The following is a 12,415-nucleotide window of genomic DNA, read 5'->3' as shown; positions in this document are numbered from 1 at the left end:
GTTTAAAAATAGCAGCATGCAGTATTTCGAAGGATCGGCCATTACCCATATTGCCGTACATAAAGTAGGCAACCAGTCGGAAGACGAGTACCTGACACTTTCTAAAAAAGAACTGGCGGTAGACCCGGAGGTAAAGGAGCTGATGACCCGTTATTTTCTGAATCCCTTCAAATCAGAAGAATATTTCCAGTTTTACAACGAAACACATATCAGCGCCAACGAGGCATGGAACTATGTTTCCGCCATTTTTGAAAACCCGGAGCAAACCCTGGCCCAGTCCAAAAACCTGGCCCAGCACTTGTACAACCAGGGCACCCACCCCAGCATCAAAGGGGGTGAATTTTACATAGTGTATTTTAAGGAGGGGCTGCTGAATGGTGAAACGGTGGATGCTATCGGGTTGTTCAAATCCGAAAATAAGGAACCCTTTTTAAAAGTACTCCCCATAGAAGATGCGTTTGAAGTGGAAAGCGAGGAAGGCATCAACATCAATAAACTGGACAAGGGCTGCATGATCTTTAATACCGACAAGGAAAACGGTTATATTATTTCTATTGTAGATACGAAGAACAAATCGCCGGAGGCCCGTTACTGGACAGACAGTTTTTTGCGCATCCAACAGCGCCAGGACCAGTATTTTAATACAGAAAGTACCATGGCTTTGTACAAATCCTACGTAGTAGACCACCTGCCCGAGCAATACAATGTGACCCGGGCAGATCAGGCCGACCTGCTGAACCGGAGTCTTAATTTTTTTAAAGAGAAACAGCATTTTGACCAGGAAACCTTTAATAACGAGGTATTGCATCATAAAGAATATGTAGAAAGCTTTGACCGTTACAAACAACACTATTCCGCCGAGCGGGATATTGAAATAGCAGACAATTTTTCTATCTCGCCGGCAGCGGTAAAACGCCAGAACCGGGCGTATAAAAGTATAATTAAGCTGGATAAGAATTTCCATATCTACATTCACGGCGACCGGAACATGATTGAGCATGGGGAGGATGACAAAGGGCGGTTCTATAAATTATATTTCCATAATGAAGAATAAGGCGGAAGGCTTCATTCCCTCAAAAGATGTTAAAAAGGTTAATAAAATATAGAAATCAGTCAATATAGAATATTTAATATTCTCCATTTCAGATAATTTTGAAGGATGCAAATAAAATTACCCGTTGTATGTTCCGGCACCAGCCTGCTGGGCAACCTGTATAGGGAACTGCCTTATGATGAGAAGCTGGCCATTGTAAAAGAATATATTGCCGCCACACCCGCGGGGGATACACCCCTGTTTGACTCTGCCGGCAAATACGGCGCGGGACTGGCTTTGGAAGAACTGGGAAAATGCCTGAAAGACCTCGGCATTGCAAAAGATGAGGTGCTGATCAGCAATAAACTGGCCTGGGTGCAAAAGCCCTTAATAACGCCCGAGCCCACTTTTGAAAAAGGCATTTGGCATGGCCTGAAAAACGATGCTGAACAAAAGATCAGCTACGAAGGAATTTTGGAGTGTTTCCGGCAGGGAAATGAATTATTGGATCATTATATACCGCAATTGGTTTCTGTACACGATCCGGATGAGTACCTGGCCGCCGCTGCGGATGAGGCCGATTACCAGAAACGATACGATGATATCCTCGGCGCCTACCAGGCGCTTACGGAATTAAAAGAAAAGGGCGAAGTGGCCGGGATCGGGATCGGTGCAAAAGATTGGAAGGCCATTGAAAAAATTGCAAAAGATGTAAAGCTCGATTGGGTGATGATCGCCAACAGTTTTACCATATACCAGCATCCCAAAGACCTGATCGCCTTTATGGAAAGCCTGCACCGGCAGGGCATCACCATCATCAATTCCGCCGTATTTCATGGTGGTTTCCTGATGGGAAGTGACTATTTTAACTATATCCTGCTGGACCGCAATAACCCCGAGCATACGCACTACTACCATTGGCGCGACCGGTACTATGAAATTTGCAAGAAATTTGAAATTGACCCCGCCGCCGCCGCTATTTATTTTGGGTTGCATGTACCAGGGGTAAAAAGCATTGCCTTAAACAGCAGCAATCCCGCCCGGGTGCGTAAGAACGTGGAAATGGGACAGCTGGAAATTCCCGTTGATTTCTGGAACAGGCTGAAGGAAGATGGGCTGATCGCAGAAGATTATCCGTATTTATGATTCATATTTAATACAATGCATATTATATATTTATGAGAAATATTTACAATTTGTAAATCGTAAATATTGGCATAGAAATAATCAGGATATATATGTTTGGCCCTTTTCAAAAGGGACTGCCAGAGGATTCTCTTTGTCGCCCCTTTACAAAACGGTTCCGAAAATTATTGAAGAAGACCACCAGCTTTACGAGTTATTAGTAATCATAGATACATTGCGTATGGGAAAAGCAAGAGAAGTTAAAGCTGCTATTGAAGAACTGGATAAATACTTAAATAGTGCAGGATAGCCTGTACAGGATACGTATCGTATCAAAAGGGCTGGCAAATCTACGCGATGATGTCGCCTTTGTTGGAGGGGCCGTTGTTCCGCTCTATGCAGAACAACAAAAACGATGATTTTCCTGCCAGGTTTTTGATTTTCTGACACGATCATCAGATCAGTCTCATTAAATGCACAACTCGTTATCAATCGTCAAAATAACAATTAATTTTGCATCATGAAAACTCTTGTTTGCACAGCACCCGGTCATTTTGAGTTCCGTGAAGACGCAGTTCCGGAATCGGGTGCCGGTATGGCCCGTATCCGCCTGAAACGGGTAGGTATCTGTGGCACAGACCTCCATGCCTTTGAAGGCACCCAGCCCTTCTTCAGCTACCCCCGCATCCTGGGACATGAGCTATCCGGGGAGCTGCTTGATACCAGCGGAGCCGAAGGTTTTGAGTCGGGAGAACTGGTCACCATCATCCCTTACTTCAGCTGTGGCACCTGTATCGCCTGCAGGATGGGCAAGCCCAATTGTTGTGTCACTATCAATGTATTTGGAGTGCATATTGACGGCGGCATGCGGGAAGAGATTGTGGTGCCAATCAGCAGTCTGCTGCACAGCCAGGGTTTGAGCGCAGACGAACTGGCATTAGTGGAACCTCTTGCCATCGGCGCCCACGGAGTAAATAGGGCTGGTGTACAACCTGGCGAATATGTGCTGGTGATCGGCGCCGGGCCTATCGGACTGGGCGCTATGGAACTGGCCCGTATTGCGGGCGCCCATGTAATTGCCCTGGACATTAATACCGATCGGTTGCGTTTTTGCAAAGAACAACTGGCGGTGCATGCCGTTGTAAAAGGAACAAATCCGGATGCGGTGGAACAGGTGAAAGCCATCACCAACGGCGATTTCCCTACCGTGGTTATTGATGCTACCGGTAACCTGCGGGCCATTAACAATGGCATTCAGTACCTGGCGCATGGTGGCCGCTATGTACTGATCGGTCTGCAGAAAGAAGCTTTTTCATTCAGTCACCCGGAATTTCACAAACGGGAAAGCACCCTGATGAGCAGCCGCAATGCGGTAAAAGAAGACTTTGAGCTGGTGATCCGGTCTATGAAGGAGGGTGCCATCCGGCCACAGACCTATATTACGCATACTGTGGCTTTTGATGAAGTACCCGCGCAGTTTGAAAACTGGCTCAACCCCGCCACGGGTGTGATCAAGGCGATGGTGCAGTTTTAAGAAGCAGTTTTAAAATAGAATGATTAAAAACCATTAAGAATAGTTTAGTGACCGCAGTCCTTAATGAACCTTAACTTGATGGTTTTTGAGGGCCTTAATGTCTGTTATACGGAATTTTAATTGTGAAAATTTAAACAGTTTCTAAGATGGTTCCTTCAGCAACCCGTCAATAAAGGCCTCAAATTCCTTTTTAAACGCTTCGTAATGCTTTCCCGTACCCGGTCCGTTAAACCCGGAGTGGATTTTACGGACATTTCCCTTTTTATCAATCACAATGGAAGTAGGAAAAGCCTTAATACTTTCCAATTGCGGTAATGTTTTTTCTGTCCGCTGTTCATCCGAAACCGAAACGCCCGTTACCAGGAAGGGGTATTTTACATTATAACGTTTCTGAAAAGGGACCAGCGCCTTCCGCGAGGTCTCAAAATCCCCGGTACGCTCATAGGCCAGCCCGATGATCTCTACTCCACGTGCTTTATTACGGGCATAAAAATCGCTGAGATAGGCGGTTTCATCCATACAATTAGGGCACCAGGAGCCCAGGATCTGTACGATGACCACTTTATTTTTATACCGGGCATCATTAATGGATATCCATTCACCGGAGGTTGACCGGAAGCGGAAATTCAGCCGGCTTTCGCCTTCCCTTAATTTAGTATAGGTATTTTCATCGGGGAGCTGCACCGTATCGTTCCGTTGGGCCGTCCAGCTTTGCGTAGCTTTTAGCCCGGAGTATACCGCCGCCTTGCTTATCCTGTCTTTGTCATCCAGTAAAGCCGTAAATACAAAGGCGTGTCCGCCATCAAAACCGGAAAGGTGTAGCGAATCGCCATTGACAGATCCTTCCAGATAGCGGTAATCGCCCGAAGGGGTCAAGAAGGTACCCGTAACCCGTCCGCTGGCCTCCTGTGCAAACTCGCCGATAGCCTGCAGGGTCTTGCCATTGCCGGAATTAAAGGCTACCGCCCAGCGCCCGCTGATATCCACCGCTGCCGGTTGGGCAAGAGGATACCGCTCAGCTACTCCGTGCACCGCGTAGAACGGAATCTCCTCTTTACGTGCTCCGTAGTTTTTTATATACAGCCCCTTCAGGTTGCCGTCCTCTGCTACCTGCAATGCAAAACCGGAGGCAAAAAACGGCATCCGGATCCAGAGCGAATCGCCTTTTTGCCGGATATCATCTACCAGCAGGCGCTCTCCGGCATTAATTACATACCATACCGGCTTGCCTTTACGTGCAGCTGATTCAAAATTAAAAATGATGTTTTGCCCATCCGGCCGCTGTAATACGCCCTGCCAGATGCCGGGCTTCACACGCTGGGCATTACCGGTTGTAAATGCCCCCAGCAAAACCAGTATCAAAAAACGGTATCGGTATATTTTCTGCATGCTTTTAAAATCTGTTGAAATACAACAAAATCCTTTAGCGCAAAGTTCGCCGGCTTGCTGCATTTGTACGGTTATCACAGTTTTGCCACAGCAACAAAAGAACGACACCTCAATGTTCCTGTAGCAAAAATTTTATTTAAACATTAATTTACATCAAACCACAATTTTGTCAACAGGTTATCCGTACCCTGGGCGGTCACTGCGGCTTTATAATTCACACCATTCAACGATTGTTCCGTACCCGGGTAAATAAACCGTACCGGAATCTTCCCATCCAATACACCGGAAGCTCCGGGCGTCAGTTGCGGATAATCCAGCCGGCGCCATTCAGCAAAGGCCTCCAGGCCCTGGCCATACAATGCGATCCATTTTTGCTCACCAATGGACTTCTTAAAATTAGCAGGATTATATGCCACTGCCGGCTGATTGAGATAATTATTGATCACCGTATTGTCCCGGATCTGGTATTGATTGAGCGATGCCGTAATCGCCTGCTTGTACAGATCTGCTGCATCAGCGGCCAGTAAACCGCGGGCTGCCGCCTCTGCCTTTGCAAACAATACTTCTGCATAGCTTATAATCACCGCAGGATTGGCATCTGAGCGAAAAAACGTGAACCCCGGTTTGGACGTTTTAGAAAACCCAAGGTTATTGGCATCACTGTTGGTGAGGCCGCTGGGTACACCCACATAGCTGGCAACAGAAGGATCGGTGGGTTTATCGGCAAATACAGCCAGGCGCGGATCATTCAATGCATACAGTTTGTCGATGATCGTCTTCCCCACGCGGTAATCATCCCTGGTGGAAAACCAGGCTGCCACCGGGTTTTGCAAGGGCGGCTTATCGTATGATTGCTGCGCAATCTCTGCATTGCTGCCGATCAGCAATGCAGGATCAGCGGTTACTTCACTAATCACCTGTTTGGCCTTTTCCGGTTCCCGGTCGGCGATCCGCAAGGCGATCCGCAACCGGAGCGCTCCCGCAAATTTTTTCCAGTTGGCTAACCCTCCCCCATATAGCACATCCCCGGCAACACTGCCGGCAGCAGGATTCAGTGCAGCCGCGGCCGATTTCAGTTCATCCAGCAGGCCCAAATAGACCTCTTTCTGCGAATCATATACAGGCGTGAGGGTCTGTTTGATCTTTCCGGATTCTTTATACGGTATTGCTCCATAAGCATCGGTAAGCAACTGGAATATCCAGGACCTCAGGATGGTGGCAACGGCTTTATAATTCGCATTCGCCTTCTCATCCGGAAACCGGATGATCGTATTCAGGTTGGTGATCACCTGCGCATAACCGGTATTCCAAAGTGAGGTAAAACTGCTGTTACTAAAAATATAGCGATCGGGTTCTGTGTATTGTATTTTAGCCCAATGCTGAATGATGAGCAGGCTTGAGTTGAAGTTATTATCTGCCCCCCAGTAGGCATCAGCCGCAATCTTCTCGGCTGCGGTCAGCAAATAATCCGGTTGCGGATCTTCCACCGCATTGGGGTTCCGGTTGATCTCCGCCAGGTTCTTTTTGCAGGCAGTAAAAGAAAGCGTAAGAAGAAGCACAAATAGTTTGAATATATTTTTATACATGACTGCCGTTTTAAAATTTAAGGTTCAGGTTAAATCCGATATTGCGCACAGTAGGAAGCGTCAGGTCTTCCAGTCCCTGTGCATTGCCGGTATTAAAAGCCACTTCTGGGTCGATATTGGGTACATTTTTATGAATGATCCAGAGGTTACGGCCCACCACAGAAAAGGAAGCTCCCTGAAAACCAATCTTATGGATCCACTGCGCGGGCAGGTTATATCCCAGCTTTACTTCGCGCAGCTTTACATAGGACGCATCATACACGTACTCCTCTTCAATACTCCGCGCTGCTTTATAATACTGGGAAGCCGGAATAATGGCGGTATTCTTTTGACCATCGGCGGTTACCCCGTTAAAGATCATTCCATCGTCATATACGGTTTCCCCGTTGGGTCCGCTGGAACCAGCCTTTATACCATTTGTCTTTTTGTTATCGGGGTAATAATAACTAAGGCCTCCATGCTCCGCATCCCGCCCGGGAAGCGTAAGTGCCAACACGCCCGTGTAGCTGCCGGTAGAGTTGGTTCCTGCAAACAGCGAGCCCCCGATGCTGGCATCCACCAAAAAGGAAAGGCTGACATTTTTATAAGAGAGACTGTTGCTGATGCCACCCACCCAATCGGGTGTAAATTTACCCAGTACTTTTTTATTCGGATCCGCCAGCGGAATACCACTATTGTTCACCACAATATGACCCTGGGCATCCCTAAGATAAGCGTTGCCAAATAAGGTACCATAGGGTTTTCCTACAGAAGCGAGCACCTGTACACTCCGATAGGATCCCAGCACATAATTCTGCAAACGCTTTTCATAATCCAGTATCAGTACGCGGCTTCTGTTCGCACCATAGTTCAGGTCGATATTCCATTGAAAGTCCTGTTTTTTTACGGGGATAATACCCAGTTGTACTTCAATCCCTTTATTATTGATCTTTCCTGCATTCATTAATTTCTGGTTATATCCGGTTGCTGCGGTAACATCCACCTTCAATATCTGGTCTACGCTATTGGTATTGTACACGCTCAGATCCAGCCGCACCCGGTTATTAAAAAATGCTGCTTCCAACCCGGCTTCTGTAGAGCTGGTACTTTCTGATTTCAGGTTCGGATTCAGATCCACCCCCGAAGTCACCAGTTCCGGGCTGCTTAAGAAAGGAGCGTTGAAATTAAAAATGTTGATCAGCTGATATGGATCCGCCGAACTGCCCACTTTAGACCAGCCGCCTCTTAATTTCAGATAGTTTAACGCATGGCTTTTGATATCCAATGCTTCGGTTAATACCAGGCTGGCATTTACAGAGGGGTAGAAATAGGAAAGATTCTGTTCCGGTAATGTTGATGACCAGTCATTACGCGCCGTAAGGTTTATAAAAGCGAAATTTTTATACCCCAGTTGCGCCGAAGCAAAGGCGCTATATGTTTTCAGCTTCGAATAATAGTTGGAAGAAACCAGCGGATCCCTGGAGTTGGCCAGCGTATATACCGCCGGCACAGCCAAACGCGGCGCCTGCTGAATATTCTCCTCGTATACCCTGGTACGCAGGTTCCATCCGGCCAATGCATCCAGACTGAAATCGCTATTGATATTTTTATTGTAGCGCAACGTTGCCTCTGTATTGTTTTCGTTCACCGCAAAGGCATCTTCCCCGTAAGATCCGAATGGCGTACCACTGGTACCGTAGGCCACTTTTAATTTGCGCCGGTCATTATAATAATCGGTACCGGAGCGGAAGTTGGCACTTAACCCGTCAAGGATCGTATAATTAATATTCACATTTCCGATGATGCGGTTACGGCGCTGGCTTACGGTATTTTCATAAGCGATCCAATAGGGATTGCTGTAGTAGCTATTGTTCCAGTTGATGCCGTTACCATTGGCGTCTTTGTAATTCCTCAGTTGGTTCACGTCTACCTGCCGGCCAAACCAGGTAAACTGCAGCATGGTGCTGGTGGCTCTTTTACCACCTGCTCCCGGCAGATTGGGTGCATCGTTTACTACGTAATTGGCATTCACGCCTACCTTTAATTTAGGTGTTACATTGTAATTGGCATTAAAGGAAACATTGTCTTTTTTAGCCTCGCTGTTGGGCACCACACCCCGTTGCTTCTCGTTGTTATAAGAGATGCGGTAATCGTAATTATCCCCGGCATTGGCCAATGCAATTCCATTGCTGTACGTAAGCCCCGTCCGGAAATAGTCCCGCACATTATTGGGATGGGCTACAAAGGGCACGGGCTGACCGTTGGAATAAAACTGCGGAATCAACCGGCCATCCAGCTTCGGGCCCCAGCTTTCATCAACGCCATCATTGGTGCCACCACCCTTACCGTCTACATAACTAAACTTGCCTTCAGATCCCTGTCCGAAAACATTCTGGTATTCCGGCAGGATCAGTAATTTGGCAATATTTACATTGGAGTTGAGGGTTACGCCCAGCCCCTTTTTACTCCTTCCGTTTTTCGTTTTGATCAGCACTACTCCCTGTGCAGCCCGCGAGCCATAAAGTGCCGCCGCATTGGGCCCCTTCAGTACGCTGATCGTTTCAATATCCTCCGGGTTAAGGTCTGCAATAGCATTGCGAAAATCCCGTGATCCTCCGGCACCCAGCTGTGAGTTGTCCACAGGTACTCCATCCACCACAAAAAGGGGCTGGTTATTTCCGGCGATGGAGGTTTCACCCCGTATTACGATCCGCGAGGATCCCATGTCGCCCTGCGTATTGGTAATCCGCACCCCGGCAATCTTTCCCGCCATTGCATTTACGATATTGGTTTCGCGGGCTTCGGAAATATCTTTTGCTTTTAATTCCTGAGTGGCATATCCCAGGGATTTTTTGGACTTGGAAACACCCAGCGCCGTTACCACTACTTCGTCAAGCGCCGTATTTGAACTTTGCAATTGTACCAGCAGGCTCCCTTTAATGGTATCAGTATTTACCTGGCGGTTAGCGTATCCTACGTAGGAAAAGAGCAGGATCGCATGCGGTTTGGCCTCAATGGAAAACGTTCCCTGTTCGCCGGTGAGTGTGCGCCGGTTGGTTCCGGAAACTTCCACTGTTACCCCGGCCAGCGGTGCGCCCGATTGGAGCTCCTTTACAGTGCCTGTGATCGTTACCGACTGTGCAGCCCCCAGCAAGGGAAAAAGAACGAGCGCTGCATAAATAAGTCTTTTTAGAAATTGGTTCATCGTTACGTTATGTTTTAGAAATATTTGGATGGTTGCGGCCGAAGCATAAAAATCCCTTTCGGCTCCAGGCCGTTATTTTGAAACTATAATGAAAGGAGTTAAGATCAGCAGCAACAACACGCCATCATTATGGCTGTGGATTGCAGTGCTTGTATGTTACGACAGTTCATCTGCCGGCAATTGGGAGACGCATGGCCATACCCCGACGATTGCATTTTTGTGTTCATGTTCAAAAATTGCCGTTTAAAAAATTAGTTATGGAAAGAAAATCGTGGATAAAGACAATGCAGAAACATTGACGACCACTTATCTTTCCGCCTTCTGGCGGATGGATGTAGCACCAGTCCCTTTAAAGGCGGTTGCTAAGACGTCCCAGGGCCATCTCCCTCAGTCTTTCTTGATAAGTTGTCCGTTAAGACAGGGCAAAGGTAATTGCTAAAAGATTATTAACAAAATAAATTTCTACAAAACAGGTAGACTATTATTGAAAAGCAGAATGTTCGTTTATTCCTGCAGCATCGCTGCAGATAAGCGCGGATCTTTTTTATGGATAAAAGATCTGCCCGCTCCTATTGTGCAATGTTCCATAACCCTGGTAAGTGGCATAAAAAAGGGCTGTCTCAAAAGTCGCTTTACAGCATCATGTCGTTCTGAAGATGTCATCCCGGGGCCGAAGATGTCATCCCGGGCTTGACCCGGGATCTATTCTTGTTTCAGGGTCTATTGAACGACAATATGCATAGATGCTGAAATAATCCCGAGCCTTCGCATAGGCGTCAGGTCAATTTTTGCCCTGGGAGCTGCAGCGCAGCGCTGATCCTGTTAGTAAACGACAATACGGATAATAAAGGTGCAGCGCACCGGTAATCATTGCGGTTTGTACAAGCCGTGCACAGAAAATTACCGCCGCGCTGCGGCTACGGGAGGTTTTGAGCGCTCATCGTTATAAGGGTCAACGGCGCGCTGCGCCTGTTTGCCATTAAAAGATGCGATCTTTTTGGCGTGAAAGGCTTACCCCTACTACATTTCATGGCAACATGATCTGTTCTTAACCTGACGCGCATGCGATGGCTATCGGGACGGCATGACAAAACAGCGACTTTTGATACAGCCTTCTGATAAAAAGATAAGATCCGCCTATGGCAATGCATTCAGATCCACCTGGGGCGCCTTGCCGGTAGGCCGGCGCTCTATCATGGTATCATAGGGAACATAATCATTGAAGAAGCCACAGTTTCTTAAGTAGAACTGTTGCCCCTTTACACCGCCAGCATAATCTTTGCGATAGCCCACGCGCGCTGTGTTATCGGCAGTAAAGCGTGCTTTGGTGAGCTCATGCCAGTTGCCCTTTGTATCCCGTACCCACTGGTTTCCAAAAAACACTTTCCGTTCAATATCTCCCTGGTCAGGACTAAAATTTTCCAGGAAGGAGTGGGGGCGCTTCAGGTAGGTAGCCAGTTTGGGCCGCCGGAAGCTGGCCACCAGTAACCAGGTGTTCTTTGCCCCATCATAAAAATAAGCCGTATAAATGGTATGGCTATCGCCATCCGGCACTACATGCAGCAAGAACTTATAAGTAGTAGCGGCCTTCCAGTTGTACCGCAGAATGCTTTGACCACCGGATCCCTCATTGCCAAACTCACCGTTATAAACGCCTTCGCCTTTTTTCAGCATTTTGATCTTCTGCTCCTCCGGAATTTTTTTGGGATCATCTGTCTGGTAGGGGCTCCAAACAGAAAACAGGATCCTGCGTTCGGTTGCGGAGTTCACCTGCATTCCAAAATAGCCCTCTCCAAAGCCGTTTGCCATAAAATAAGATCCGATCACATCGTTACCTTCCGGCACGGTTACTTCATTATAAAACCACTCGGCATCCACATCTTTGGGTAGCTGGTAACCCATGTGTACAGAAGGTCCTCTTCTTCCCCAATGAAAAAAGCTGCCATCGTTGTTCTTTGTATAACTGGCTTTATCAGTAAGGGCAGTTCCCTCCAGCTTTATAGCCGTAACATCCGGAAAACAGCAGCCTTCTTTCTTTAATCCCTTTACTACAATGGGCACATAGCCACTGTCTTTTATATTCCATTCGCCCATATAAAAGGAACTGGCATCTCCCTTTAGGATTATTTTCCGGGTTTGCTTAAACAGCGATACGGCAATTTCGGGGTTGCCGGTAACCGCGCCGGTTTCCAACCACAATTTAAGGGTGCCGGGCTGTGTTACCCGTATATAAGCCGTAAAACCATCACCGGCTTTTGTCCAGTTGGACACCCCGTTATTGCGAACCCTCACTCCATCCCCGGTCCTTTCCAGAGCCCAGGCGTTGCCTCCCATAGGAACGGTTATGGTTTGGGCATTGATAACAGAAGCAAAAAGCAGCAATCCTGCAAACAATCCTTTTATGGAACGGTTCATAAAGCGTAATTTTTCGTGTGTATGCGAATATATTGTGAAACCCGGTGATTCGGCTGCACAACCGATTGCATTCATGAAGCCACGAATGCACGAATAAAATGATTATTTTGTTCGTAAAACGGTGAAATAGCGTCGGCGGCGCATGGAAT

General features: G+C 47.3%; 7 protein-coding genes and 1 riboswitch. Of the genes, 3 read left to right on the top strand and 4 right to left on the bottom strand.

The features are described from left to right. Window positions 1–16: 16 nt before the first annotated feature. The 3 genes from GGU45_RS07645 to GGU45_RS07635 all read left to right on the top strand — a co-directional run bounded on the left by GGU45_RS07645 (window position 17) and on the right by GGU45_RS07635 (window position 3,692). The gene (locus tag GGU45_RS07645; RefSeq protein ID WP_435223502.1) at window positions 17–1,054 is read left to right on the top strand and encodes a nucleoid-associated protein; all 1,038 of its coding nucleotides are present in this window, start codon (window positions 17–19) and stop codon (window positions 1,052–1,054) included. Window positions 1,055–1,159: 105 nt separating this feature from the next. After that, window positions 1,160–2,179: an aldo/keto reductase gene (locus GGU45_RS07640; RefSeq protein ID WP_435223501.1), complete on the top strand. Its 1,020-nt coding sequence runs from the start codon at window positions 1,160–1,162 to the stop codon at window positions 2,177–2,179. A 499-nt stretch (window positions 2,180–2,678) separates the two neighbouring features. Next, entirely contained in the window at window positions 2,679–3,692 is a 1,014-nt protein-coding gene (locus GGU45_RS07635) for a zinc-binding alcohol dehydrogenase family protein (RefSeq protein ID WP_435223499.1), read from the top strand. Window positions 3,693–3,833: 141 nt separating this feature from the next. Here the strand turns inward: GGU45_RS07635 and GGU45_RS07630 are convergent, their stop codons facing one another. The 4 genes from GGU45_RS07630 to GGU45_RS07615 all read right to left on the bottom strand — a co-directional run bounded on the left by GGU45_RS07630 (window position 3,834) and on the right by GGU45_RS07615 (window position 12,266). Next, entirely contained in the window at window positions 3,834–5,081 is a 1,248-nt protein-coding gene (locus GGU45_RS07630; RefSeq protein WP_435223497.1) for a peroxiredoxin family protein, read from the bottom strand. 143 nt (window positions 5,082–5,224) lie between these two features. Then, complete coding sequence (locus GGU45_RS07625; protein WP_435223495.1) at window positions 5,225–6,667, bottom strand: SusD/RagB family nutrient-binding outer membrane lipoprotein; 1,443 nt, start codon at window positions 6,665–6,667, stop codon at window positions 5,225–5,227. A 10-nt stretch (window positions 6,668–6,677) separates the two neighbouring features. Next, on the bottom strand, window positions 6,678–9,851 hold the full coding sequence (locus GGU45_RS07620; protein ID WP_435223493.1) for a SusC/RagA family TonB-linked outer membrane protein: 3,174 nt from the start codon (window positions 9,849–9,851) through the stop codon (window positions 6,678–6,680). Window positions 9,852–10,154: 303 nt separating this feature from the next. Next, window positions 10,155–10,258, bottom strand: a riboswitch (SAM riboswitch). A 730-nt stretch (window positions 10,259–10,988) separates the two neighbouring features. After that, a complete protein-coding gene (locus GGU45_RS07615; RefSeq protein WP_435223492.1) occupies window positions 10,989–12,266 on the bottom strand; it encodes a DUF3472 domain-containing protein in 1,278 nt (425 codons plus the stop codon). Window positions 12,267–12,415: the final 149 nt, after the last annotated feature.

This window comes from Niabella hirudinis (assembly GCF_051201075.1).
GTDB classification, from domain to species: Bacteria; Bacteroidota; Bacteroidia; order Chitinophagales; family Chitinophagaceae; genus Niabella; species Niabella hirudinis.
This window is presented reverse-complemented; position numbering and strand designations above follow the sequence as displayed.